The sequence below is a fragment of the Cohaesibacter gelatinilyticus genome (genome assembly GCF_900215605.1).
Taxonomy (GTDB): Bacteria; Pseudomonadota; Alphaproteobacteria; order Rhizobiales; family Cohaesibacteraceae; genus Cohaesibacter; species Cohaesibacter gelatinilyticus.
Map to the genome: position 1 here is coordinate 306,747 of NZ_OBEL01000001.1, position 24,209 is coordinate 330,955.

Here is a 24,209-nt window from a genome sequence, read left to right on the forward strand (position 1 = left end):
TATGGGCGGTTTATCGGGAAAGAAAGTGGCTTTTGATGGGGTGCTGGATGCAATCTATGCTTCTTTCATGTCACAAAAGAACTTGGTAGCCGGAAAGCTCGATAAGGATATTCGTGACCCGAGCCTGCTTGTGGCGCTGGCGAAAAAGCTGGACTTGATACCCCAAAAGCAACGCATCATTCGTGTGACTGGTTCCAAGGGAAAGGGAACCACCTCGCGTATGATTGCACAAATTTTGCGAAAAGAAACCGATGCCAAGGTTGGCCTTTTTGTCTCACCAGAAGAATTCGATCACAATGATCGCATGCGTATAAATGGTAAGTTTGCTTCCAAAGATGCCTTTATTGCTCATTTCCTGAAACTGCAGCCGCATTTGCAAGATCTGCAAGAAGACCTGCCAAGGGGACGCTATCTGTCGCCAATGGGGACATTTCTTCTGATTGCTCTATCCTGGTTCAAGGAACAAAAGGTCGATTATTTTGTTCTGGAGACCGGCAGGGGAGCTCGCTATGATGAGGTCGGAAATCTGCCATCCCACGTGTCTGTTCTGACGTCCATTCTGTTAGAACATCCAGGCTATCTGGGGCCAGATCTCAAAGATATCGCTGACAACAAGCTGGCCATCGGTTTGACCTCCGATCTTTTGGTGATGGATGAAAATTGCAGGGAATGGAATGATCATCTTGGCGTGATTGCAGCCGATAAGATCCAACTGCCAGAGAGCGTTGCCAAAGACAAAGGTATGCCAGCGTGGTTTGCTCAAAATCAGGCTTTGGCAATGAGAGCTGCCGAACTCTTTCTTGAACGCAAGATCGTGCAATCTCATGACTTGCGGGCTATGTCCGCCGCATTTGGAGTTTTGCAAGGTGAGCGTGGGGAGCGGCTTTATTTTGACGCCTGTATCGCGCCCCAATCTTTGGATGTGGCATTTTTTCAGACACTGCGAACGAATGGCAAGATCATTGCCATAGCTTCTCTTCCGGATGACAAGGATGGTGACGGACTGCGTAGTTTGGTCGCGCAAGACCTTCAGTGTTCGTTTTATGAGCTGACATTGTCTGGAACACGAGGATATTTGCACTATGAGCAAGCAAATCTGGCGGGGTATCATCTGGCCGAACTGGCATATGATGATGTCGATGCTTTACGCACAATTCAGATGAATCTAGCGACGGAATTTCCCGATGCCAGTTTCTATTATTTAGGAACTCAAACCTTCATTCGATTGGTACGCAAAGCATTTTCAGCAGAGAGATGAACGCTATTGCACACCACCATGGCTGACCCACCAGTTGGGATGGGAAAAGGCCATGCGTCTTGCAGCATATTCGGCATGTTTCTTCGTTGCGAACATGCCATAGCAGGTGGCACCAGAGCCGGACATTCGAGCCAAGAGGCAATCACCATCATCATTCAAGGCTTGCAAGACATTTTCGATGATTGGGGCCTGGGCAATGGCAGCCAATTCCAGATCATTACGCTGTTCTGATAGCCATTCGGCAAGGGCCGTAGCCGATAGAAAGGCTGAGGGAATCGGTCCCATCGGTGAATTATCTTTCGATTTCAAATTCTTGAAAATATCTGGTGTTGAAATCGGGATATGCGGGTTAATCAATACCAATCCGAGATCATTTGGCAAGCGCGGCCCGGATGTGAGTTCATCACCGATACCTTCTGCGCGAAGACAGCTACCCTCCAGACACATTGGTACATCTGCCCCGAGAGACAAGGCAATGGCACGCAGTGTCTCGTCCCTGACCGTGCGATCCCATAATTGAAACAAACCCATTATGGTTGCTGCTGCATCAGCAGATCCACCGCCAATACCAGCTGCAATAGGCAGGTTTTTCTCCAAAGTTAGATCAGCTTTGGCTTTCAAACCGAATTCTTCAGCTAATAGACGAGCAGCACGAACCATGAGGTTGTCCGGCTCGTGCCGCAAGTCTTCACTGAACGGGCCGGTAACAGAAAGATGCAAGTGGTCGGATTGACGAAAATGAATGACATCAGATGCACCACCAAACACAACAAGGCTGTCTAGCATATGATAGCCGTCATCCCTCTGTCCCGTAATATGCAGGGCCAGATTAACCTTGGCCGGAGCCGGAATGGTCAGGACCGCTTCATCCTGCATATGGATCGTCATGCTTGTTTCTTCTTTCTGACACCATCCTCTGATCAGAGCCCAAGTACTTGGCAAAGATAGTCTGAAAGAGCAGAGGTTAGTTGGTCTTGCTGTCGTCCTTGTCATTGCCATGACCAATCAGCTTTTCTTCCACAAAGCCTTTGGCCAGTTTCTTTTCGATCTTCTCAAGTAGATCTTTCTTGGGATTCAGGGTTTTGACCCGCTCCCACTGAAAACGTGCTTCATTCTTACGGCCCACTTGCCAATAGGCGTCGCCCAAATGATCTGTGATCGTAGGGTCTTCCGGACGCAATTCTACTGCCCGTTCAAGGAAAATCACAGCATCCTTGAATTGCTTGAGACGATAATGTGCCCAGCCCAGGCTGTCGACGAAGAAGCCGTCATAAGGGCGTAGTGCGACAGCCTGACGGATCATTTCCAAAGCCCGGTCCAGATTGAGGCCTCGATCAACCCAGCTATAGCCCAGATAGTTCAAAACAGTTGGCTGGTTGGGAAACAATTCCAGTGCCCGTTTCATATCTGCTTCAGTCTTTGGCCATTGCTTGATCTGATCATAAGCAGAGCCACGCAGGAAATAGAGAGACCAGTGAATGTCTCTTTCCTTGGGAATAGTCTTCAATCCTTCGGTTAGTACGGAGATGGAATCAGTAAATCTGTCCTCTGCCTGCAAGACGCGAGCAAGAATGGAAACACATTCCAGATCACCGGGGTCATCGCTCAACAATCCTTCAAGGCGTCCAACAGCTTCCTCGCCACGCTGGAGACGGGACAGCGTCAAACCGGACTGACGCATTGCGTCGCGATAAAGCGGGCTGGTTTGTGGAACAGTGTCATAATAAGCCAGTGCACCTTCATCTTGCTCCATACGCTCATTCAGGCGGGCAAGGGCAAACATAGTTCTTGGATGTTTGGGACGCAGATAATTGGCAAACTGCAGATAAAGCGCACCACCTTCCAAAGCCTGTTCCTGAGAAAGGGCGTCGCCGAGTGTACTGAATAATTCAGCAGCCCCTTCCTGAGGTGTGCGGATGAAGCTGGGGGCTTGATCCATTCCACCGTAGGTCAGTTTTAGCCAGGTTTTCTCATCAATGCTTGCCGCACTTTTCAGGAACTCATCCAGTGTCTTTTGTGCCTGTTCCTTGCGATCAGCCTTCAGTAGGGTGCTGATCAGTGCCTGCGCGGTTGGCAAGCTGTTACGATCAGCATCGAAACTGGCCTGCAAGAACGAGATGGATTTTTTATAGTCCTTGGCATAAGCGGCAATCAGACCAGAATGCAGATTAAAGAAGAACTGATCGACTTCCGAGCGATCAATATCGGACAGAAGTTTCAGAGCTCGTGGCAGATTTTCTTTACCTTGTCCGATCAGGGACCAGGCTTGCAGAATGGTATGAGTGATCTGTGCAAACGGACCATATTGTGCAGACGCGGACAGCAAGCGCGGACTGTTCATACCACGACGATGCCCACCCGAAAGGCTCAATAGATCAGCAGGTCGTGTGACCAGAATATGAATGCCTTCTTCGAAGCTCTTTGTAGCACTACTATAGGCTTTCGTTTTCAGAGCCTTAACGCCCAAAGCAAGGTGAACCATAGGCTCGACTTTGCTATCGAGAATTGGCTCGGCAAGCTCTTCGTTGGCCATATCGGCCTTGCTTTCGATTTTGGAAAGCTCTTTTGACAAGGCATCTTTGCTCTTGTCAGATTTTTCATCTTTGACAACAGCTTTTGTCTTTTCCTGGCTTCTTTCTTTTTTGGCTTTTGCCTTTTCTGCGGGAGTTAGTGTCTGTTCGTCTTTTTTAACTTCGGCCTTGGTTTGCTCGTCCTTGAGTGCTTTTTCGCGCGCACGTTCCTCAGCTTGAGCCTTTGCTCTGGCCATCATTTCGGTCATGCGATCTGCCAGCTTGAAGGCTGTATCATGATCACCAACTGCGAGGGTCAGGGAGAAATTGCGTTCAAGCAGAACCGGATTGTCAGGCTCCAACTCCAGGGCTTTGGAATAGAAATGAGCAGCAAGGCCAAGATCTTCTTCCTGTTGAGCCAAGCGGGCAGACAGATAATTGGCTGTCAAATTTCCCGGTAACCCTTCAAGTTTTTCAATAATTTGTGCGTCGGTCTCTGGAGAGGTCTTATCATCTTCAGCGGCGAAGACAGAGGTAACAAGTAGCAGGGATGCAGCGCCGGAAAGAAGAAATCGACGAAAGATGTGAAGATGCACCATGGACGAAAGGACCCCAAATCTAGACTCAAACTATATGCAGGCCAACCGACCTATCGATACATGCCAGGTCAACCAAAGTTGGAAGGTATGATGGATTACGCCAACAGCATGCAGCGAAGGTAAACGAAATGCCAAGGCCTAATAGTATTACCTGCTAAGAATCCAGCATGGCTTTTTTAGGGCAAAGGGGCAAGCGCCAACCTGCTGGACCCACAGGCAGACGGCTGTTTTTCTTCCTAAATCAGGTTCCAGTATTGCTTGGGTTGCAATAACAGGGGGATGGCAAGGACCATTGGAAAGTGGTAAAAAGGCTTCCCTCTCAACGAGGCAGTGGTTTTGAAAATCAGACCCACCCAAATTGGTGAGGTATAATTGCAGATCAGGAATTGGCAGACACAAAATTGGAAAATTATTTGCCAGTGTAAATCATCAGGGTATTTCAATGCAGCTATCTTCCATTATCAATCTCGACAAACATCCCATTGGTGAAGCCGAATACCGTGCCAGATGCAGACAACAGATTGATGATACCGGGGTCTTGATGCTGGGTGAATTCCTTACCCCTTCGGCAATCGAAGCGGTGAGACATGAGGGTGTCCGAAGTGAAGATCATGCCTATTTCTGCAAACAGGAACATAATGTCTATCTTACACCGTGTGATGATTCATATCCTATGGATCATCCACGAAATCGTGAAGTTATCTCCACGAAAGGCTGTATTCCTGATGATGTGATTGATGAAAGCTCTCCTTTGCGGGAGCTATATATGTCGGATGTTTTCAAGGGTTTTCTATGTGAAATTTTTGGAGAAAATGCCCTCTATCCCTATGCCGATAATGTGTCCTCGATCAATCTTCATTACGCAAAAAAAGGACAGGAACTGGGGTGGCATTTCGATAATTCGTCTTTCGCTATCACTTTGATGATTCAGGACACCGAATCTGGTGGTGCATTTGAATATGTTGCGAATGTTCGCGATGCTGACAAAGGCGAGATGAATTTTGCACAAGTCGGGCGCGTACTGGATGGGCAAGAGCCGGTTCAGATTCTTAATGCCGCCCCGGGAACACTCAGCCTGTTCCGTGGCCGAAATTCAATTCACCGTGTTGCCCCCAATGAAGGCGATCGCACCCGAATGCTCGCGGTGTTGGCCTATAATTCTGAGCCCGGCATTGCTTTGTCAGAAAATGCCCGCAAGACCTTCTACGGTCGCCTGGATTAGAAGCTAGCCATTGTGACCGGAAGGCATGGGAAAGAGGGTGTGAAACGCCTTTGTTCCTTTGTCATTGAAGCGAATGATACGAGTGCCTTCCTCTCTGTGTGCCCATTTTTGAGCATGGAAATGCTCAAGCAAAGCCTGCCCGAGTGAACCGGCCAGGTGAGTGCGACGATTGGACCAATCCAGGCATCCTTTGCAAAGCGGGCGGCGTTGCTTTTTGAGCGCCTTCAGATCAAGCCCCAACCCAAGAATGAAAGCCTCACCGTTGCCGGTTAAGTCAATCACTTCATCCGCTTCGGCGAGGAAGGTTTGATGGACCATGCTATCAAACATTTGAATGCCCATATCTCCCGCCAGATGATTATAGCAAATACGGGCATGACGCAGCTCTGCATCCTTGGGGCCAGTGCGTGTGCGTAGCATCCCGCGTTTGGCAGCCAATCCCATCATGCTTTCGAGTAACGCTCCCACATCTTCATCTGCCAATGCGAAATAGCGATGCCGCCCTTGTTTTCGCAAAGCAAGCAGGTTTGCAGCTTCCAGCTTTTTGAGATGAGAGCTTGCTGTCTGCAATGTGATGCCAGCTTCGCGAGCCAATTCGCTGGCCGTCAGTGCCTTGCCGCTTAGCAAGGCAACCAACATGTTGGCGCGAGCGGGGTCACCAATCAAGCTACCCAGTAGGGCTATATCGGGTCCTTCTTTCATGCTTCGATCTTAATCGAAGCATGAAAGAAGCGCAATATGGCAAAAGAAATGAAGACATCAACATGTTCATTGAAAGGACTAACTCATGCTGACCTGCTTCATTCGCTACCATATTGATCCAACCAAAAAGCATCTGTTTGAGCAATACGCCCAGAACTGGGGGCAAGCCATTCCGAGGAATGGTGCAGATCTGGTTGGTTATTATGCACCTCATGAAGGCTCGGCCACTTTAGCCTATGGTGTCTATCATATCGAAAGCCTGGCAGCCTATGAAGCCTATAGGAAACGTCTGGCAAATGACCCGTTGGGAATCGAGAATTATAAATTTGCTCAACGCGAGAAGTTTCTGTTGAGAGAAGACAGAACTTTTCTGAAACTGGCATCAGCACCACACAGCTCGCTTATTTTGCCTGCTCATTCCAAAGAGGAAGGATAGTCCATGATTGCCGTGATCTTTGAAGTAGAACCTCATGAGGAGCACAAGATGCTCTATATGGATATCGCTGCCAACTTGCGAGAAGAACTTGAGAAGATTGAGGGCTTCCTATCAGTTGAGCGTTTTCAAAGCCTGACCAATCCGGAAAAAATCCTGTCCTTGTCATTCTTTGAAAATGAAGAGGCTGTTGCCAGATGGCGTAATCTCGATATGCACAGATCAGCACAAGTGGCTGGAAGGAGTAAAGCGTTTGCCGGTTATCGTCTGCGTGTAGCTTCGGTCATTCGGGACTATGGCAAGAACCAGCGAGAACAGGCACCCGCAGACAGCAAGAATTTCCACGAGGTCTAGCCTGTCAGAAAAGAAAAGCCGCCCAGCGAGATCCGGGCGGCTTTGTAATTTACATAAGGAATTCGGCGCCTAGTGGGCTCGGCTGATACAGAACTCGACTGCGTCAATCAGAGCGGACTTGTGTGCACTATCCGGGAGGACATCCAGTGCTGCAATGGCATCTGCGCCAGCCTGACGCGCTTGTTGCAGGGTCTCCTCCAGTGCTTTGGTTTCGTCCAGAAGTTTCATGGCATGGGCAAGATCGCTCTCATCGAATTTGCGATCTTCCATCACACGCTTCCAGAAAGCTTTGTCTTCTTCAGAACCGCGCTCGTTGGCCAGAATGACAGGAAGGGTGATTTTCCCTTCTCGGAAATCATCACCCACATTCTTGCCAAGATCAGCGGCGGAGCCACCATAATCAAGCGCATCATCAATGAGCTGGAAAGCATTGCCCAGCTCCAGACCATAGGTGCGCAGAGCGACAATCTCCTGGTTCGGTCGGTTAGCCAGAATGGGACCAACTTCGGAAGCAGCAGCAAAGAGTGCTGCAGTCTTGGATCGGATGACTTCCATATATTCTGCACGGGTGGTTTTCATGTTCTGTGCGACTGATAGCTGCAGAACTTCCCCTTCGGCAATCACACAAGCAGCAGTCGATAAAACATCCAGAGCTTGCAGCGAGCCAACATCCACCATTACGCGGAAGGCCTGGCCCAACAAAAAGTCTCCAACCAGAACACTGGCCTGATTGCCCCAGAGCATGCGGGCTGCCAGTTTTCCACGGCGCATATCGCTTTCATCAACCACATCATCATGAAGCAGCGTAGCGGTATGCATGAACTCGACTGCCATGGCCAGTTTGACATGTCCATCCAACCCCTGGCCTTCAGAATCATAACCACACATTTGAGCCGCAGCCAAAGTCAGCATCGGGCGCAGGCGTTTGCCGCCGGAATCGATCAGGTGATTGGCCACTTCCGGAATCATCTGAACGTCGGATCCGGCTTTTTCCAGGATCAACTCATTCACTCGCCCCATGTCAGGGCGTACCAGATCAATCAGCGGCTGAATGCTGGCTTGTGATTTTTTCTTTTGGTCCATCGAGATCGCAACGCTCACAGGTTGGCTCCAGCTATTGGTTCCATCAACTCGGCGGGAGAATAGGGGGGCAAACAGGCAACAGCAAGAGCTCGTCCCCGCTTTTGTGATTAAATCAAGGTAAATTATGCGTTTATTGAACCATATTGATGAGGTCCAAGGCGCAATATGTCGCAGGGGAGCAAGCAACGGACCATAACTGGTGGCTTGCAATCACCCCTCAGGGTGTTAGAAGGCGAGATATCCTTTGCTCAACATGTTGTTTATATCCATGCAGGCTAGCTTCTTCTCTGTTCCATTTAAATGTGTTTCCTGGCGCATGCAGCGTCGTGTATCTGCAATTTGCGTGATCGGGTTACTGGTTGCATCCTGCTCGGAAATAGCTCCGGTTCCTTTTACGTCGATAGAAGGGAATTGGGCACCTCGTGGGGCAACTTGTGATGAAACAGCGCTGTATTTCCAGTTTCATGAAGGCTTGGCACTGCGTTTGGCGCGTTATGAACCCGCCAGCGATCTTCTTTTTCATTATCGTGATGTGCTGTATAAGGCACCCGCGAAGGGCCAATCCAATGGCTTGCTTTCCATGATGGTGAATATGCGAAAAGCGGCAAGCGACGGTAAAGATTGGGAAAAATGGTCTTTTACCTATCACATGAATGGTCGCTTGAGCCTTGCATCAATTGATGGAAATGAGATTGACAAGGCAGCCCAAGCAGAGCTCAGCAGGCGCTTCAGCCTTGAAAAATGCACCATCGATCAACTTCACGAGATCGAAGGCCAGAATAAAGCCGCAAATGAACCAGGTGTGACTGTTCCTGCCAGTGAATGATGTCCTGATTGTGAGATTGTCAGCTCTTGCTAAATCTGGGTAAAGCAGCCTAAATATCACAACAGATACGTTTGGCACCAAAGGGGCGTCTTTTGATAGAGCTGATCAAGACCAATAACGCAGTGACATTGTCATATGTCGAGGCCTTGCTGCGGGATTCTAACATTCCTTTTCAGGCCTTGGATCTGAATATGAGCACTTTGGAAGGGTCCTTGGGAATACTGCCACGCCGGATTTTGGTGGATGAGGAATATGAGGATCAAGCGCGCCGTTTAATGGAAGATGCTGGCTTGGCTCATGAAACCAGCGCACCTAAAAAATCCAAATAGATTTGTCTCTAAGTCGAAAATTCCATGATTGAATCTAGCTTGCCATCCTTGATCGAGAAGAGCGCCTGTCTCGTTAATGCGAGTGAAGTACCAAGCGATCTGGATCTGTCCGAGGATCAGTTTCTTGGCGGCAAATTCAGCTTGTTTCAACCTCGCAAGGGTCATCATCGTTCTGGCACTGACGCGGTGCTTTTGGCGGCATGTGTTCCAGCTCGGCAAGGACAGGTCGTAACGGATCTCGGTTCTGGCGTAGGTGCCGCCGGACTGTGTGTGGCGGCTAGAATTGGCAAGATTGATCTGTTGGCTGTCGAGCTGGATGAGACCGTGGCAGCGCTGGCTGACTTGAATATGCGTCGGTCAGATTGTCGTTCATTTCTGAACCGGGCCTCTGTTCTCAATTGTGATATAGCTTTGCGTGGTGTTGCGAGGATGGAAGCGGGGCTATCTGAGAATATCGCAGATCATGTGATTGCCAATCCACCTTATTACCGGCCGGAAAAGTTTCAGACCTCGCCTAATGAGGCTCGTGCAATGGCCCATATGCTCACAGATGAAGGAATGGAGCCCTGGTTTCGTACCGCTGTCTCCATTCTCAAGAAAGGCGGAACTTTCACTGTGGTGCAAAGAGCAGACGAATTACCGGAGCTCTTGCATCTGATGGAAGGGCGTTTCGGTGGCATCACGGTTCAGCCTTTTGCCGCAAGAGTGGGAGAAGCTGCGCACCGCGTGGTCATTCAGGGCAAAAAGCAGTCCCGTGCGCCATTCCGGTTGCTACCACCCATTGCCTTGCATGATGAAGGCAGTGACAAGCCAGGCGAGAAGGTCGAAGCCATCCATCGCCACGGCGCTGCGATTGATTTGAGCTAAAGCCCGGCTCTAACCAAGCTTTTGGCGAATGATGGTCTCAAAGATAGAGACGCCCGTCGCAATCAATTGATCCGGAAAATCAAAATCTGGATTGTGCAATTGTGGTTGCGCCTCACCAGATCCAAGCAGAAAGAGAGTAGAGGGGCAGTGATGCCCCATCAGACCAAAGTCTTCTGAAAAGCGCATTGGCTCAGGTTGCTCGTGATGGATTGTACCAGTCTCGATCAAGGCCTCTTTCACCATGTCACTGGTCTCCACAGCATTATTGCAAGCATGGAAGACATCATCATAGTCGATGTTTAGCTGTAGACCGTATTTCTCGGCTTGGGTTTTTACCAGACTTTCTGCTTTCTCAATCAGATCGCCCATGGCAGCGTCAGTCACAGTACGAAGGGTTGCCCAGACTTCACCGACGGCAGGCGAGACGCCAAAAGCAGGCTCGCCCAAATGGCAATGCGTGATGGTCACAAGCTTGAACGCATCATCCAGTGCCTGTTCAGGGTTCAAGCCATTGGCAAGGGCTTTCAAACCGGAAATGCTGGCACAAATGGCATCATCAGGAGAGACGCCATCCTGTGGCATCGAGGCGTGGGAGGTCTTGCCTTCAAAGCGAATACGCATGCCGCGGGAGGCGCAACACATATTGCCGGACTTCAGCAATACTTCGCCATGGCGTGTGCCAGGGATATTGTGAAGGGCAAAGGCAAAATCTGGAATAAAAGGGGCAAAGCGCTCATCTTCCAGAACAGCTTTCGCACCTTTGCCGGTTTCTTCAGCAGGTTGATAAAGAAGAACAACCCGACCCTTTTGGGGACGTTGGGTTGCCAATCGCATGGCAAGGCCGGTGAGGATTGCCATATGGCCGTCATGGCCACAAAGATGGGCTTTCGTTTCAATTTCCGAGCGGTAATCAATGTCACTGATCTCATCAATAGGCAGAGCATCCAGCTCACAGCGAAATAGAAGACTTGGTCCTTCCACACCACTATCAAAACTGACTGCTATGCCGGTTCCGCCCAGCTTGGTTCCATCTGGCTCAGTCCAGGGTCCCAGATCCGTGACAATCTCATCTGCACCAAGAGGAGCCAGCATCTCCTGTACATGTTTCGCAGTCTCTACTTCCTCGCCAGATAGTTCCGGGCGGCGGTGAAGGGCGTGACGAAAAGCAACAAGGCTTGAGATTTGCTCATTGGAAAGCATACAGAGATCTCCGGGACGGTCCGATTGGATTGGAGAGAAAAGGTAAGGCCCTTTTTGTGCGATGCTCTGCCACCCATTGCAAGCCAAAAGACATTGACCTCTGGAAATTCTGTGTCTCCTATCCTAGATAAGGAATGACAAAGGACTTGCATTGCAGGTTTCCTCAACCAGAATTGCCATAGGACAAGATCGTGAGCCTGAAGAAAAAGCTGAAACAGTTTTTGCCGGAAAAATATCGCAAGGAACCAACCATTATCCCGGTGGTGCGTATGACCGGGCCGATCATGGTAGGAAGCCAAATGCGCCCGGGCCTTTCCATGGCATCCGTTGCAGGCCAATTGCACAAAGCCTTTTCCATCAAGGATGCGCCAGCTGTTGCCATTGCGATCAACAGCCCTGGTGGATCTCCTGTTCAGAGCCGGCTGATCTATGAACGTATCCGTCAGTTGGCTGAGGAAAAAGACAAGAAGGTAATATCCTTCTGTGAGGATGCTGCCGCTTCTGGTGGTTACATGCTTGCAATTGCAGGCGATGAGATCGTAGCAGATCCAAGTTCGATCGTTGGCTCGATTGGTGTCGTGTCTGGTGGCTTCGGTTTTGTCAATGCCATTGAGAAGCTGGGCGTTGAACGTCGCGTTTATACCGCTGGTACGCAAAAAGCCATGCTGGATCCGTTCAAGCCGGAGAACCCGGATCACACCAAACATCTCAATGCTCTTCTTGAGGATCTTTTCGAGACGTTCAAGGATTTGGTACGCAATCGTCGTGGTGACAAACTGACCAAGGAAGAGGACGAGCTTTTCACTGGAGCCTTTTGGACCGGAAAGAAAGGCAAGGAATACGGCCTTGTCGATGAATTGGGCGATATGAGTGGCTATCTCAAACAAAAATATGGTGAAGATACCAAGCTCAAACTTATTGCCTCTGGTGGCGGTCTCTTCTCGCGCTTTCGTATGCCCGGCATGATGATGGCAGCGCAAGGTGGCGATCCAATAGATCGTATTGCTGCTGGCCTGTCCGCTGATTCTATTCTGGCTAGTTTGGAAGAGCGCGCATTATGGTCTCGTCTGGGCCTCTAGAAAATTCCTTTTCAACCCCGCCAGCCATTCGTTTGGCGGGGCTTGATATAGCCCGTTTTTTAGCATTTGTCGGCATGGTGCTGGTAAATTTCAAAGTAGCCACAAATGCAAGCATGAGTGCTGAAACTCCGTCATGGTTGGCTTCAATGCATCCATTGCTGGAGGGAAGGGCTGCTGCTCTCTTTGTCCTGCTTGCCGGACTTGGTATAGGTTTCGGCGCCCAAAAAGCGTTCAACAAAGGCGTATCTGCGGCGGATATACGCAAAAAACAAGCTAAGCGCGGCCTCATCCTCTTTGCGTTTGGCTTGCTCAATCTCATCATTTTTGATGCTGATATCCTGCACTTCTATGGGATTTACTTCCTGTTGGCCTGCATCGCTCTCACAGGAAATCGCAAGTCACTTCTTACTCTTGCCTTTGTCATCATTCTCTTCTCACCTGCGCTGCATTTTGTTTTTGATTATGAAGCTGGTTGGGATTGGCAAACTCTTCAATATGAAGGCCTTTGGTCGCCTGACGGCTTTATCCGAAATACCTTTTATAACGGCTTCCACCCGGTGTTTCCCTGGATATCCTTCCTGTTGTTCGGAATGGCTCTGGCACAACTCAATCTGCAAAGCGCAACGGTGCGACTTCGGATAGCTGGTGCAGGGCTTGCGTTGATGTTTGCGGGTGCTCTGTTTGCTCAAATGGGACGAGATATCATTGCTTTGCCTGAGGTTGCTCAGGATCAGGAATTTGTTGAGCTAGTCCAGGCTCTGATGTCCTCCAGTCCTATTCCACCGTCTCCAATCTATATGATCTCCGCCTCAGGTGCCGCACTTGTTGTATTGGTGTTCTGTCTGTGGCTTGGTGATTGGTTCGGTCAGCGAGCTTGGATGAAGCCAATTCTGACGACAGGTCAGCAAGCACTGACGCTCTATATCGCTCATATCATTGTCGGAATGGTGATTATGGAAGCAATGGGGTGGATTGCGATGGCCGGATCTGAACCAGACCCTCCAACTCTTGAGCAAGTCTCGTTTTATTCAGGCTTCTTTCTCATTGGTTGCATGATCTATGCGGTGACATGGCATCACTATCTGGGTGCTGGGCCTCTTGAACGGCTTTTGAGAAAACTCAGCGCTTGAGGTCTTTTCCAGAGTGATTATTCATGACATAAGAAAGCTTCGGTTTCCTTGAGGAGCCATGAAGCTGTGTGATATCTACCCTTGAAAGGCATAAGACATGGTCACGAAATTGCTCGTTCTTGCTGCGGCATTGGCAGTCGTCTGGGCCTTTTTCAAACTGGGTAGCAAGCTCAAGGTTCAGTCAACAAAATTGCAGGCTGCACGGATTCGCGAAGAGCGTCGTCAGGAAGCGGAGTTTCAGAAAAGAGAAGCCGATATTATTGATCTGGAGGTCGATCCCGACTCCGGCTCTTTTGAGGAAAAGAAGTAGCGAAACTGCCAGGATATCGACTGCATTCAAATCAAATTATCCACCTGTTACCAACAGATCATCTCTGGTCTTAATTTTGTTCTTGAAATGTTCTGTAAAAATGGCATTTTGGAAAGAGAACAAAAAGAAAACAAACTATCAAGTTTGAATTGAGCAATTCTGAACGGTTGCTCACAAGAATGTGGGACAGAAAAATCATGGCATTGAACCAGCGGCAAACCGTAAATGCTCGGCCAGCAGCGCGTCCAGCAGCCAAGGCAACTGCATCCCTCAAAGATCCGCTTCTTGCCCGCTCGCTTAATGGCCGAACGCGCGGGCGTGGAACATTGACCAATCAATCTGGTCGGTTTGAGCCCTATGCCAAAGCTCCGGTGGATGATGGTTGGAACAATGAAGAGCAAGAAACAATTCTGAAGACCACTGTGCAGGAGGAGAAATCCAGAACCATAATCACCCGCAATGATAGCCCTGATCTGCCCTTTGATCGGTCTATCAATCCCTATCGTGGATGTGAACATGGCTGCACCTATTGTTTTGCCCGAACAACCCATGCCTATATGGGATTATCTGCCGGTCTGGATTTTGAGACAAAACTCTTTGCCAAACCTGATGCAGTGGAGCAGTTGAAAAGGGAGTTGTCGGCCCCAACCTACAAGCCTCGCCCGATTGCCATTGGAACCAATACCGATCCCTATCAGCCGATAGAGCGTAATTATCGTCTGATGCGTGGAATTTTGGAGGTTTTGCTGGAAACGGGCCATCCTGTCTCCATTGTCACCAAATCCAGCCTTATTCTGAGGGATTTGGATTTGCTGAAGCAATTGGCCGAGCGGGATTTGGTCAAAGTGGCAATTTCGGTCACGACCCTTGATCGCAAATTATGCGCTGTCATGGAGCCAAGGGCTGCTGCTCCTCAAAAGCGGCTTGAGGTAATCGGGCAATTATCCAGTGCAGGAATTCCTACCGCGGTTTTGATGGCTCCTATCATTCCTGCCCTGAATGATATTGAGCTGGAAGCCATACTGGAAGCCTGTTTTGAAGCCGGCGCCGTGGAGGCTAGTACCATTTTGCTACGTCTGCCGCGTGAGGTGGCTGATCTGTTTCAGGAATGGTTGTTGCACCATTTCCCGGATCGTTATCGCCATGTGACCAACGTTCTTCGCTCCATGCACGGTGGGCGCCTGTATGATTCCACTCCTGGTAAGCGCATGAAAGGGCAGGGGCCTTACGCCGATATGATCCAGAAACGGCTTGAAGTGGCCATCAGGCGTTTGGGGCTATCCAAAAGAAAACTACGTCTTAGCACCGATCATTTCATTGCCCCTCAATCACAGGAGCAACAGCTAAGTTTGTTCTGATAATTCGATTTGAACCATTCATATCATTCTGAATTCCCAACTCCGTGCTCCATATGCAGCTTTTCATATGTGACGCCTCAACTCTGCCCTGTTCCGGTTGCCGCCGGAACAGGGCAGCTTTTTTTGACATGTGCGGGTCAAAGGTGAGAAAATTTGTCCATTTCATGCAGAGCTTTGTCGATAAGCTTGGCGTAGATCGGAGCGTGAACAGATCCCCCCTTTTCACTGACGCTCCGGCAAGCTAGGGTTAACGAAAGATTAAAAGCTTTGATTCGCCCCGGTTTTTACCCATGGCCACGGGTAGGGCGTCAGGCTATATCGGCATCGATGTTGATTGTGTCGCCCAAACTGGCGGATTGTCTGGTGGGCGCAGATATCGATTAAAGGGCGGAGAAAGTTATGCAGCGTCTGGGTGCACTATTCATTGCCATCTGTATGGTGGTGATTTCTGCCTCAGTTGGAGTGATCCTGAATTATAAATTCGGGCTGACTATTCTCGAAGCTGCGCCTTTTGCTGTGGGTGTGCTACTCACTTTGATGTTGGTTCATTATCAAATCAGCCGTGTGCGCGATCGCTTGATCATTGATGAGCAGATGGATGATCTGACGCGTCTCAAACTTTCTTTGACCAAAGATGTGCAAGATGTGCGCGAGCTGACCGAGCAGCTCGAACAAACTGTTGCGAGCAGAATGCGCGGTGAGATGGACCCCATACTTGCCGAACTGGATCTGATGGGAACCTTGGTCAAGCAACTGGCGGAAAGTTGTGCCGAGATTGATGAGCGAGTTGAGCTGAACGAAGAGCGTGCAAAGGTTTTGAAATCCAAGATGGATCAGGCCACAAAGACCATGGCTCAAATTCAGAAAAGTCTGAGTAATGGAGCATTGGCGACGCGGGAAAAGTTGCAGGCCACAAAGGTGGCCGTCGCTGACAAGGCCAAAGGAGACGAAGCTCAATCACAATCGGAGGTGACACCATCGGAGCCAAAGCCTGAGCCCATGGCAATTGATGACGAGCCACCGGCACTCAGTGAGGAAGAACAAAAAGCCTCCACGTTGGCTGCAAGCCGTGCCAAAGCGGAAGAAGCAGCAAAGGCATTGGAATCTATTGCCAATCTGCATCATGGCCAACATAAAAGCACCATTTCGGATGATGAAAAACAGGCCGTTCGCCGTGCACTTGCTATGGGTAAGATGGAATTGCATCTGCAGCCAATCGTAACCTTGCCAATGCGAAAGCCTGCCCTGTATGAAATGCTGGCCCGTTTGCTTGATGAACAAGGTGAGGTTATCACACCGGATGTTTTTCTGCCGGTCTGTAAAGAATTGAATTTTCTATCGCTTCTGGACCGCTTGGCGGTTAACAAGGCTTTCAGGATGCTGCGCAATCTGACAGATCGTGGTCATGGTATGCCATGTTTCTGTAATATTTCTCTTGAGAGCATGTCAGATCCGGATTTCTTTGCTCATCTACGTGAGTTATATGAGCAAAATACGGACCTGGTTGAAAATATCATTCTGGAATTCAACCTTGCGAGTTTCAATTCGTTCGGAGTTTTGGAACAGGAAACCATGCAATTGATGCAAAGCATGGGCTTTCGTTTCTCCGTTGATCAACTTACCAGCCTCAAAGCTGATTTTGATCAGATGGTTCGATCCGGCATCCGCTTTGCCAAGGTGGCTGCACCAATCCTGACCCATCGTGATGCAGGTCGTGGCATGGACATTCATCCTGCAGATTTCTCACGTGTCTTGTCACGCAAAGGGCTGGATCTGATTGTTACCCATGTTGAGACAGAGAGCGCTCTGGTTGGGTTGCTTGATTACAATATCAAACTGGCTCAAGGAAACCATTTTGCTCCGGCAAAACCGTTGCGCCCTGAAGAAACATCCATTCCGGCATCGGTGACGAATGCGGCAGCTCAGGCAGCTCGTAAAGGTAGAAATGGAGCAGCAGGGTTGGCCTCTCGCCAGATGAACGCGACAGGTCAAAATATACCTGCTCCCATCGTACATGGGGCAGGCGGTCGCATGAATGAACCTGCTCCCATGCCAGCAGCTCCGACGAGTGATCGAACTTTGGGACAAAACCCGCGTGTAGCCCAAGCTTTGAAGGCGATGTCGGCGCAGGATGGCGAAGCCAATCCAACTCGCGATCATTTCCGTAATGTGCTTGCGGAGGCGGCAGGTTTGATGGACCCACAAACAACACGTCCCGGCTCAGCGGAACGACAGGCAAGTGATACACCCGCTCAGGGGCAACCAAGACTGCAGCGGGTGATCCGTTAAGCACATTCTGATGACCGATATTTCCATCCTTTCGCGACAATATATCAGGCGATAAACAGAGCTTGCGCTTGACCTTGCCTCCCGCACACGTGACAAAGGAATGCATGCAATTGGAGCCAAGGCTGGCGCTGATTTATCGCATATCCGCCAACTTACAGATCATAGGAATATCCCAAATGTCTTCCCGTCTGACCGGCCTCTCTTCTATCGCTTCCAACTATAAGGGCGTGCTGTCCGATATTTGGGGAGTTGTTCACAATGGCGTCGCCCATAACAAGGAAGCTGTTCAAGCACTGGCGAAGTTCCGGGCGGATCATGGTCCAGTTATTCTGATCACCAATGCACCGCGTCCCAATGGCCCAATTCTGGAGCAGTTGGACAATCTGGGGGTGCCACGTGAGTGTTATGATGCTTTGGTTACCTCAGGAGATGTTAGTCGTGATGCAATCGAACGGATAGGGGGAAAAAGAGTTTATCATCTTGGACCCGAACGTGACATTTCTCTTTATGAAGGTTTAAGTGTTGAACTAGTAAAGCAATCTGACGCAGAGGTCATTTGCTGTACTGGGCTTTGGAACGACGCAACCGAAACGCCGGACGATTATGACGATATGCTCAAGGATTTTGCCAAGCGCAAATTACCATTCATCTGCGCCAATCCCGATCTGGTTGTCGATAAGGGTGGCAAGATGATTTATTGCGCAGGCGCCCTCGCGGAGCGATTTGCGGCCTATGGGGGCGAGCCAATCATGGTGGGCAAGCCATGTGGTCCAATCTATGATGCGTCCTTGTCCGAACTTACCAAGGCAAATGGTGGTGAAGTCAATCGCGATGAAATTCTGATCATCGGTGACAGTCTGCCAACGGATATGCGAGGCGCACATCATCAAAAGCTTGATGCTATCTTCATCACCGCGGGCATTCATGCAGCTGATTTCGGTCCATCAGATGCGCCAGACACTGAGCGTGTTCAGCATCGTCTGGATCATGAAGATGTTCAAGCTGTCGGCTTCATGCCAAGCCTTGCATGGTAGGAGATCGAGCGGCAGGTTTCTTCCGCTGCTACTTCTTCCAATGTTCTACCCTTGTAGCGCTAGGGGGAAATACCTAACTTAGTTTGACGAATAGTTCCTTACGCCTTCCCGTCAATTTCAGGAAAAGACATATGCCTTTGTTTGCTTGCCACGATCGTTCTGTGATTTCCATGCGTGGCGCTGACTGTGAAGAATTGCTGCAACGTCTTATCACGACAAATCTGGACCAAGTGGAAATGGGCGAAGCTGGTTTTGGGGCTCTGTTGGCTCCTCAAGGTAAAATCTTGATGGACTTTCTCGTCATTCGTCAGGATGACGGCTTCCTGTTTGATCTGGATAGCCAGCTTGTCGATGGTTTCATCAAGAAGATGACACTCTATAAAATGCGCTCAGATGTTACCATTGAGAAAAGCGATCTGGAAGTTGCGGTGTCTTTGGGTGACGGAGACGAGCAAATCGCGCTGACCGTGAAGGACCCTCGCCACGAAGGTCTTGGATATCGCCATTATGCGTTTGGTAATGAGTTGAGCGAAGCCAAGACGGGTGGTGAAGCCGTCCTTGCTGCACATATCAGCTGCGGTGTTCCGCAAGGCGGAACAGAAGAAACGTCACGCGATTTCCTGTATGGCGATGCGTTTCCTCATGATGTCAATCTCGATCAGCTTGGTGGTATTGACTATAACAAAGGTTGTTATGTCGGTCAGGAAGTTGTCTCGCGCATGCATCACCGGGGCACTGCCAGAAAGCGCATTGTTACGGTGAGTGCTGATCAAGCTCTCACCTCTCATGCAGCAATTCTGGCTGGCGAGAAAAATATCGGCCAAATCGGTCTGGCTCAGGGAAATGTTGCTTTGGCGCAGATCAGGTTGGATCGCTTGGCGACAGCGCTGGGACAAGGACAAACAGTTCAGAGCGAACAAGGACTTTCCCTCTCTATCTCCATTCCTGCTTATGCCGATTTTGCCGATCAATTTGGTCTTTCCATGTAAGCATTTTCTGCCCATTTGCCCGTTATGCGACAAAAGGCTTGGGCATGAATGTAAATTGCAGTCATTACAATTGGCATCTTTAGATTTTGGTAAGCATAAATCCCTTAGATATCTGGCAAACGGGGGACGTAAGAATGCTGGTTAAAAATGATGCCTTGAAGGACTTGGTCGGCTCCATCGCCGACTATGCGCAAGCCAAGATTGACAATGGGGATGTCAGTGGCCCGCGCTATGGTGGTTTGTTGAAAATGGTCTGGTGTGGAACGTCAGGTGAGCCTTGCTATACCAGTTGCCAATCCATGATCGACGCCATGCAATTGTTGCGTGAGCTGGACCAATGCGAGGAGCTGGATGGCTTCTTCATCGCTTTGACCGCGACCATGCTGGAAGCCTTCCCGCAGGGAGGCGCCAAGCTCGATGATTTTGCAGCACTTCGAAAAATGTCCAGTGAAATCGGCAAGGTCATTCCGCTTGATCAGATCAAACTGCCGGAAGAAAAGTCTGAGGCAGTGGTTCAACAAAACCCGGAGGCAACAGGTTTTGGTGACGATAGTGGGGAGATCAAATGGTCAGTTGAGGGAGACGAGCCATTATTCTTGCTGGACGAAGAAGGCTTTCTAGCCGATCTGGATGCTTCAGATCGAGACGAGAAGGTTGCCTGATCATTTGATCAACACAAGATAGCCAGAGAAAATGCCCGCTTGAAGCGGGCATTTCTGTATCAAGAATGTCGATGGCAAAGGCCTATTTGCCTTGCATCTTACCGCGTTTCAAATGCTCATCCAGCCGCGGCATCATCTCGACGAAGTTGCAGGGTAGATGTCGATAATCCAACTGCTGAGCAAAAATGCCATCCCAAGCATCCTTGCAGGCTCCTGTGGAGCCGGGAATGCAGAAAATATAGGTTGCTCCGGCGACTCCACCTGTAGCGCGCGACTGAATGGTCGAGGTGCCAATTTTCTCAAAAGAGATTTTGTGAAACAGCCAGGAGAAGCCGTCCATCTGTTTTTCAAACAGCGGCATCATGGCTTCTGGCGTTACATCCCGGCCGGTGAAGCCGGTGCCGCCAGTGGAGATGATGACATCAATATCGGGATTGGCAATCCAGGCCTTGGTCTGTGCCTGAATGGTATTGACATCATCTTTGACAATGGCCCGGTCAGCCAGCACATGTCCGGCTTTTTCGAGACGATCAACCAAAGTCTGGCCGGAGCGATCATCCTCCAGTGTACGACTGTCAGAGATGGTCAAAATGGCAATCTTCACAGGGATGAAGTCACGCGGTCCGGTATAATGCGCCATTGGTTTTTCCTGTATTTTGCAACATTGAGCAAGTGTAAGATTAATCTGTACCACTCTCTCAGACAATTGATCAGATGCAATTGCCCCAAGTCAATCTTCGAAAGACTGTGGGGCCTTTTCTGTGGGAAGTGGCGATGATCAATTGGAAATTTTAGCTGCCCTATCCCTAACAAGGCTATCAGGCAAGCAGAAACCAGAAGTCGAGATCCACCGATGCGGGATCAATAAGGTTCAGTAGAGGCTGACAATCATCATCATTCACATAACCTTGGCAGATCCCTTGTGCTTCTCCTAAGGTCTCAAAAAATGTAATCTCGGAATAGCTATGCTCACCGGTCTTGCCCATGAAATGCGCTTTGGGGGCGTTGAAGCGAGACAGATAGTTTTGTTCGATCATCGCTGAGGCTGCCATCATTTTATCTTCGGAAAATGAAGCTGTATCCTCGGGATGAAAGCTCCCAAACTCCACGCAGGAAAAACTCGCGGGAAAGGAATGGGGCCCTCCAATCAATTCGTTCCTGGTCAGTTGAATGCTTTCCTTATCCAGCATTGCCATGAGGCTTGCTGAACTTGAATGCCGCAAATGAGCTTCTGACATGGCGGCAAAGGCCGCGTTGTCAGTGGCAAAAATTACATCTGCAAACTCTCCGCTCAGATTGCCGAGCACGCAATGCATTGCGATGCCATCTTGCTGTGCCAGAAACTGCGTCTGCCAAGTGTGGGCTGCGCTGACAAAGGACTGAGGATCGACATTTTTCTTCAGTTTGTATCGTGCAAATCCCATAATGCTCACAGGGCCAAGATCTCGTTTCAACATCATGCTTCCTTTCATTGGATGTTTGACCGATTATTAGACTGAGTGATTGACAATTTTTGTCAGGGGTAGTCATGCGAACAATCAGACTGTTTTCCATCCTTGATCAATTGAGAGGGAGGCGAACACCGATATCAGCGGAGAATTTGGCAGAACGGCTTGGCGTGTCTGTCAGAACGATCTATCGGGATATGAAAACTCTCCAATCCATGGGGGCACCCATTCGAGGAGAAGGAGGGCTGGGATATCAACTTGAGGATGGCTTCTTTCTGCCACCTCTTCATTTCGAACCGCAAGAACTGGATGTATTGCTCCTGGGTATTCGGATGGTCGCTGCAAGGGGCGACAATGAGCTTGCGGAGACCGCAGACCGATTGTTGGGTAAAATTGAGGATGTACTTAAGGGCGGTGAGAACAATCTGGATCAGCCCTTACTGGCGGTAAAACCTGTCGCAAAGCCAAACCATGCTTTTGGTATGAGCCAATTGAAAGCGTCCATACGGCTTCGTTTGAAGGTGAAATTGCAATATCTTGATGGACAGCAGCGCAAAACAAGTCGCCTGGTTCGGCCATTGGGACTAACTGCATTTGAAAAGGTATGGGTTCTGACAGCCTGGTGCGAAACGCGAGATGATTTCCGTAATTTCAGACTGGATCGTATTTCCGACTTTGAAGTTACCCAAACAAAGTTCAAACGAGACAAGGGAAAGGAGTTTTCGGACTATCTGAAAAGCCTTTGATCCTTCCTCTGTTCCATATCGCATCAAATAAGCTTATGGTGCAATGACCTCCCCATGGCCGACAAATGCGACGGCACCAGCAACAGTTACGCTCTTAACATTCTCGGGAATGCCTGAAACTGTCACGATGATTTCACTCGGGCGGCCCATGAAATGGCCCTGACGGAGGATGAAACTCTGATTCGAGGTGACCAAGCCATGTTTCAGGGCATAGGCCCCAATCACTCCTGCGGCGCTACCTGTTGCAATATCCTCCATAATGCCATCATTGTTCCAGTGGCGACCTTCAAAGCTATTCACATCAAACAGATAGGCAAACGCTGCTCCCAAAGCCTCGAGCTTTTGCTCAAGATCAGGGATGGTGATGCAGGCGGTTTCAAGGCCGCCTTTGACTGGCACGACCAGATATTTCAAACCAGTAGAAATCACCTCCAAGGGGAGATCAGCAAGGTCATTGGAAGCCAAGGAAAAGATGTCTGCGATAGCGGATTTGTGATGTTCTTCCAATAGGCAGACCATCTCTGGTCGCCCTTGATCCAAGGTGCCGATATAGCGACCATCTTGATAATGAGTTACGACACGAACTGTGCGTCCACTCTCGAGCCCAAATTCCCAAACACATTTCTCAAATGTTTTGGCTTGTCGGTGAAGAACACAAGCCGCGCCAATGATCGGGTGGCCCGCAAAGGGGAGTTCTTCTATCAGATCAAAAATGCGTGCTGTGAGCTGACCACTATCTTCCTTTAGAAAGATAGTTTCAAAATGACGGAGCTCTTGCGTGATGCACAGCATCTGTTTCGCGCTCAGGTTCGAGCGATCCATGAAGACGGCAAGGCTGTTGCCCGAATAGGGATTGGCAGTAAAGACATCACAATGGACGAAGTTGAACATCTGATCGGGTTGTGGCATGTATAACCTACATAGCGGAGAGTCTATATAGATGAATAACTATACAGATAGTACTTTGGTGTCAATTGCAAGCTTGCTCGGAGCGCTGGCCAATGAAAATCGCTTGCGCATCATTCAATGGCTGGCTGATCCGGGGAGCCACTTTCCGCCACAACAGGATGGTGATCTGATTGAGGATGGGGTGTGCGTTGGTTTCATCACCGAGAAGATTGGCCTGCGCCAGCCAACGGTCACGAGTCATATGAAAATCTTACAAGAAGCAGGTTTGGTTGAGAGTAAGAAGATCAAGAATTGGGTCTTTTATAAACTGCAAGAAGAACAGCTGGATGGCCTTCTCGAGGCTGTAAAGAAGGCAGTGCAGAAATCAACGATCCAGAGATAGGACATCAGGAAGTTCGTCTTTGGAAGAATGAGGAACAGCACCTCTATCGGAATGCATTATGTTGCCAGCACATAGTACGGACCCAGTCCCACCAAACCATGGCACGGAGATCATTGGCAATAATTTCTGGAAACGCCTTGGCAGGCTCGCACATGCGAGACAGAACGTCGGCAAAGTCAGTGCACCAAGCTTGGCGAATAGAGATTCAAAATAGGGTGAATTGATAAAGCGTTCATTCGATAGTTTTAAGCATAATAAAACAGAATAAAATCGGAAAATAAAATGGAAAAATATAATTTATGAGTATTATTTGAAGTATATTAAATATAGGAAATTTAAACAGCATTATATATCTATTAATATTAAATTAATAATAAAATTAGAAAGTATTCATGAATTTAAATTGTATTTTTAATGTACAATAAGGTTCAAAATGATGAATATAGGATTTGAATACTTCTGTTTAGAATGAAGTATTTTTTAAAACTGA

25 protein-coding genes are annotated in these 24,209 nt (G+C 49.1%); 17 read left to right on the forward strand and 8 right to left on the reverse strand.

The window, feature by feature from the left end:
• The first annotated feature begins 1 nt into the window (after position 1).
• Positions 2-1,258, forward strand: coding sequence for a folylpolyglutamate synthase/dihydrofolate synthase family protein (locus CRO57_RS01375; protein ID WP_097151614.1), 1,257 nt, complete (start codon positions 2-4; stop codon positions 1,256-1,258).
• A 3-nt stretch (positions 1,259-1,261) separates the two neighbouring features.
• On the opposite strand, the gene CRO57_RS01380 is transcribed toward CRO57_RS01375, so the two are convergent.
• Entirely contained in the window at positions 1,262-2,146 is an 885-nt protein-coding gene (locus CRO57_RS01380) for a 4-(cytidine 5'-diphospho)-2-C-methyl-D-erythritol kinase (protein WP_097151615.1), read from the reverse strand.
• A gap of 76 nt (positions 2,147-2,222) precedes the next feature.
• A complete protein-coding gene (locus CRO57_RS01385) occupies positions 2,223-4,367 on the reverse strand; it encodes a tetratricopeptide repeat protein (protein ID WP_097151616.1) in 2,145 nt (714 codons plus the stop codon).
• A gap of 442 nt (positions 4,368-4,809) precedes the next feature.
• Here CRO57_RS01385 and CRO57_RS01390 point away from each other — a divergent pair, with 442 nt between their 5' ends.
• On the forward strand, positions 4,810-5,589 hold the full coding sequence (locus CRO57_RS01390; protein WP_097151617.1) for a HalD/BesD family halogenase: 780 nt from the start codon (positions 4,810-4,812) through the stop codon (positions 5,587-5,589).
• A 3-nt stretch (positions 5,590-5,592) separates the two neighbouring features.
• Here the strand turns inward: CRO57_RS01390 and CRO57_RS01395 are convergent, their stop codons facing one another.
• Positions 5,593-6,291: an ArsR/SmtB family transcription factor gene (locus CRO57_RS01395; protein WP_097151618.1), complete on the reverse strand. Its 699-nt coding sequence runs from the start codon at positions 6,289-6,291 to the stop codon at positions 5,593-5,595.
• Positions 6,292-6,376: 85 nt separating this feature from the next.
• Here CRO57_RS01395 and CRO57_RS01400 point away from each other — a divergent pair, with 85 nt between their 5' ends.
• The gene (locus CRO57_RS01400; protein ID WP_097151619.1) at positions 6,377-6,727 is read left to right on the forward strand and encodes an NIPSNAP family protein; all 351 of its coding nucleotides are present in this window, start codon (positions 6,377-6,379) and stop codon (positions 6,725-6,727) included.
• Between the two features lie 3 nt (positions 6,728-6,730).
• Positions 6,731-7,078, forward strand: a complete 348-nt coding sequence (locus tag CRO57_RS01405) for an antibiotic biosynthesis monooxygenase family protein (RefSeq protein WP_097151620.1) — start codon at positions 6,731-6,733, stop codon at positions 7,076-7,078.
• Between the two features lie 69 nt (positions 7,079-7,147).
• On the opposite strand, the gene CRO57_RS01410 is transcribed toward CRO57_RS01405, so the two are convergent.
• A complete protein-coding gene (locus CRO57_RS01410; protein ID WP_170955903.1) occupies positions 7,148-8,179 on the reverse strand; it encodes a polyprenyl synthetase family protein in 1,032 nt (343 codons plus the stop codon).
• A 298-nt stretch (positions 8,180-8,477) separates the two neighbouring features.
• Here CRO57_RS01410 and CRO57_RS01415 point away from each other — a divergent pair, with 298 nt between their 5' ends.
• From CRO57_RS01415 to CRO57_RS01425, 3 genes are all read left to right on the forward strand, one after another.
• Positions 8,478-8,987, forward strand: coding sequence for a hypothetical protein (locus tag CRO57_RS01415; RefSeq protein WP_141401151.1), 510 nt, complete (start codon positions 8,478-8,480; stop codon positions 8,985-8,987).
• A 92-nt stretch (positions 8,988-9,079) separates the two neighbouring features.
• The gene (locus CRO57_RS01420; RefSeq protein ID WP_097153134.1) at positions 9,080-9,316 is read left to right on the forward strand and encodes a putative signal transducing protein; all 237 of its coding nucleotides are present in this window, start codon (positions 9,080-9,082) and stop codon (positions 9,314-9,316) included.
• Positions 9,317-9,340: 24 nt separating this feature from the next.
• Positions 9,341-10,183 (forward strand): tRNA1(Val) (adenine(37)-N6)-methyltransferase, encoded by an 843-nt coding sequence (locus CRO57_RS01425; protein ID WP_097151623.1) that lies wholly within the window; start codon positions 9,341-9,343, stop codon positions 10,181-10,183.
• A gap of 9 nt (positions 10,184-10,192) precedes the next feature.
• Here the strand turns inward: CRO57_RS01425 and CRO57_RS01430 are convergent, their stop codons facing one another.
• Positions 10,193-11,383, reverse strand: a complete 1,191-nt coding sequence (locus CRO57_RS01430; protein ID WP_097151624.1) for an amidohydrolase — start codon at positions 11,381-11,383, stop codon at positions 10,193-10,195.
• Between the two features lie 197 nt (positions 11,384-11,580).
• Between CRO57_RS01430 and CRO57_RS01435 the strand changes: the two genes are divergently transcribed.
• The 8 genes from CRO57_RS01435 to CRO57_RS01470 all read left to right on the forward strand — a co-directional run bounded on the left by CRO57_RS01435 (position 11,581) and on the right by CRO57_RS01470 (position 20,234).
• Positions 11,581-12,462: a S49 family peptidase gene (locus CRO57_RS01435; RefSeq protein WP_244580049.1), complete on the forward strand. Its 882-nt coding sequence runs from the start codon at positions 11,581-11,583 to the stop codon at positions 12,460-12,462.
• Positions 12,441-13,592, forward strand: a complete 1,152-nt coding sequence (locus CRO57_RS01440; protein ID WP_097151625.1) for a DUF418 domain-containing protein — start codon at positions 12,441-12,443, stop codon at positions 13,590-13,592. The genes CRO57_RS01435 and CRO57_RS01440 overlap by 22 nt, the downstream gene beginning before the upstream one ends.
• Positions 13,593-13,689: 97 nt before the next feature.
• Complete coding sequence (locus tag CRO57_RS01445; RefSeq protein WP_097151626.1) at positions 13,690-13,902, forward strand: hypothetical protein; 213 nt, start codon at positions 13,690-13,692, stop codon at positions 13,900-13,902.
• Between the two features lie 197 nt (positions 13,903-14,099).
• Positions 14,100-15,260, forward strand: coding sequence for a PA0069 family radical SAM protein (locus CRO57_RS01450; protein ID WP_097151627.1), 1,161 nt, complete (start codon positions 14,100-14,102; stop codon positions 15,258-15,260).
• 399 nt (positions 15,261-15,659) lie between these two features.
• Positions 15,660-17,549 (forward strand): EAL domain-containing protein, encoded by a 1,890-nt coding sequence (locus CRO57_RS01455; RefSeq protein WP_097151628.1) that lies wholly within the window; start codon positions 15,660-15,662, stop codon positions 17,547-17,549.
• A 176-nt stretch (positions 17,550-17,725) separates the two neighbouring features.
• On the forward strand, positions 17,726-18,583 hold the full coding sequence (locus CRO57_RS01460; protein ID WP_097153136.1) for a TIGR01459 family HAD-type hydrolase: 858 nt from the start codon (positions 17,726-17,728) through the stop codon (positions 18,581-18,583).
• Between the two features lie 131 nt (positions 18,584-18,714).
• The gene (ygfZ, locus tag CRO57_RS01465; RefSeq protein ID WP_097151629.1) at positions 18,715-19,572 is read left to right on the forward strand and encodes a CAF17-like 4Fe-4S cluster assembly/insertion protein YgfZ; all 858 of its coding nucleotides are present in this window, start codon (positions 18,715-18,717) and stop codon (positions 19,570-19,572) included.
• A 134-nt stretch (positions 19,573-19,706) separates the two neighbouring features.
• On the forward strand, positions 19,707-20,234 hold the full coding sequence (locus CRO57_RS01470) for a hypothetical protein (protein ID WP_097151630.1): 528 nt from the start codon (positions 19,707-19,709) through the stop codon (positions 20,232-20,234).
• 82 nt (positions 20,235-20,316) lie between these two features.
• Here CRO57_RS01470 and moaB read toward each other — a convergent pair whose 3' ends face one another.
• Positions 20,317-20,874 carry a molybdenum cofactor biosynthesis protein B gene (moaB, locus tag CRO57_RS01475; RefSeq protein WP_097151631.1) on the reverse strand — a complete coding sequence of 186 codons (558 nt, stop codon included), beginning with the start codon at positions 20,872-20,874 and terminating at the stop codon, positions 20,317-20,319.
• A gap of 178 nt (positions 20,875-21,052) precedes the next feature.
• Positions 21,053-21,694, reverse strand: coding sequence for a hypothetical protein (locus CRO57_RS01480; RefSeq protein ID WP_141401152.1), 642 nt, complete (start codon positions 21,692-21,694; stop codon positions 21,053-21,055).
• A gap of 68 nt (positions 21,695-21,762) precedes the next feature.
• Between CRO57_RS01480 and CRO57_RS01485 the strand changes: the two genes are divergently transcribed.
• On the forward strand, positions 21,763-22,428 hold the full coding sequence (locus CRO57_RS01485) for a helix-turn-helix transcriptional regulator (RefSeq protein ID WP_097151633.1): 666 nt from the start codon (positions 21,763-21,765) through the stop codon (positions 22,426-22,428).
• A gap of 33 nt (positions 22,429-22,461) precedes the next feature.
• On the opposite strand, the gene CRO57_RS01490 is transcribed toward CRO57_RS01485, so the two are convergent.
• Positions 22,462-23,337, reverse strand: coding sequence for a PhzF family phenazine biosynthesis protein (locus CRO57_RS01490; protein ID WP_210200724.1), 876 nt, complete (start codon positions 23,335-23,337; stop codon positions 22,462-22,464).
• A 31-nt stretch (positions 23,338-23,368) separates the two neighbouring features.
• On the opposite strand from CRO57_RS01490, the gene CRO57_RS01495 reads away from it, so the two are divergent.
• On the forward strand, positions 23,369-23,719 hold the full coding sequence (locus CRO57_RS01495) for an ArsR/SmtB family transcription factor (RefSeq protein WP_097151634.1): 351 nt from the start codon (positions 23,369-23,371) through the stop codon (positions 23,717-23,719).
• Positions 23,720-24,209: the final 490 nt, after the last annotated feature.

Bases quoted from the DNA above. Each gene is read 5' to 3' on its own strand.
- CRO57_RS01470 (WP_097151630.1), top strand. From the start codon at position 19,707: ATGCTGGTTAAAAATGATGCCTTGAAGGACTTGGTCGGCTCCATCGCC.
- CRO57_RS01450 (WP_097151627.1), top strand. From the start codon at position 14,100: ATGGCATTGAACCAGCGGCAAACCGTAAATGCTCGGCCAGCAGCGCGT.
- CRO57_RS01395 (WP_097151618.1), bottom strand. From the start codon at position 6,291: ATGAAAGAAGGACCCGATATAGCCCTACTGGGTAGCTTGATTGGTGAC.
- CRO57_RS01490 (WP_210200724.1), bottom strand. From the start codon at position 23,337: ATGCCACAACCCGATCAGATGTTCAACTTCGTCCATTGTGATGTCTTT.
- CRO57_RS01460 (WP_097153136.1), top strand. From the start codon at position 17,726: ATGTCTTCCCGTCTGACCGGCCTCTCTTCTATCGCTTCCAACTATAAG.
- CRO57_RS01385 (WP_097151616.1), bottom strand. From the start codon at position 4,367: ATGGTGCATCTTCACATCTTTCGTCGATTTCTTCTTTCCGGCGCTGCA.
- CRO57_RS01495 (WP_097151634.1), top strand. From the start codon at position 23,369: ATGAATAACTATACAGATAGTACTTTGGTGTCAATTGCAAGCTTGCTC.
- CRO57_RS01390 (WP_097151617.1), top strand. From the start codon at position 4,810: ATGCAGCTATCTTCCATTATCAATCTCGACAAACATCCCATTGGTGAA.
- CRO57_RS01425 (WP_097151623.1), top strand. From the start codon at position 9,341: ATGATTGAATCTAGCTTGCCATCCTTGATCGAGAAGAGCGCCTGTCTC.
- CRO57_RS01480 (WP_141401152.1), bottom strand. From the start codon at position 21,694: ATGATGTTGAAACGAGATCTTGGCCCTGTGAGCATTATGGGATTTGCA.
- CRO57_RS01400 (WP_097151619.1), top strand. From the start codon at position 6,377: ATGCTGACCTGCTTCATTCGCTACCATATTGATCCAACCAAAAAGCAT.
- CRO57_RS01440 (WP_097151625.1), top strand. From the start codon at position 12,441: ATGGTCTCGTCTGGGCCTCTAGAAAATTCCTTTTCAACCCCGCCAGCC.
- ygfZ (WP_097151629.1), top strand. From the start codon at position 18,715: ATGCCTTTGTTTGCTTGCCACGATCGTTCTGTGATTTCCATGCGTGGC.
- CRO57_RS01485 (WP_097151633.1), top strand. From the start codon at position 21,763: ATGCGAACAATCAGACTGTTTTCCATCCTTGATCAATTGAGAGGGAGG.
- CRO57_RS01380 (WP_097151615.1), bottom strand. From the start codon at position 2,146: ATGACGATCCATATGCAGGATGAAGCGGTCCTGACCATTCCGGCTCCG.
- CRO57_RS01415 (WP_141401151.1), top strand. From the start codon at position 8,478: ATGCAGCGTCGTGTATCTGCAATTTGCGTGATCGGGTTACTGGTTGCA.
- CRO57_RS01405 (WP_097151620.1), top strand. From the start codon at position 6,731: ATGATTGCCGTGATCTTTGAAGTAGAACCTCATGAGGAGCACAAGATG.
- CRO57_RS01430 (WP_097151624.1), bottom strand. From the start codon at position 11,383: ATGCTTTCCAATGAGCAAATCTCAAGCCTTGTTGCTTTTCGTCACGCC.
- CRO57_RS01445 (WP_097151626.1), top strand. From the start codon at position 13,690: ATGGTCACGAAATTGCTCGTTCTTGCTGCGGCATTGGCAGTCGTCTGG.
- moaB (WP_097151631.1), bottom strand. From the start codon at position 20,874: ATGGCGCATTATACCGGACCGCGTGACTTCATCCCTGTGAAGATTGCC.
- CRO57_RS01375 (WP_097151614.1), top strand. From the start codon at position 2: ATGGGCGGTTTATCGGGAAAGAAAGTGGCTTTTGATGGGGTGCTGGAT.
- CRO57_RS01455 (WP_097151628.1), top strand. From the start codon at position 15,660: ATGCAGCGTCTGGGTGCACTATTCATTGCCATCTGTATGGTGGTGATT.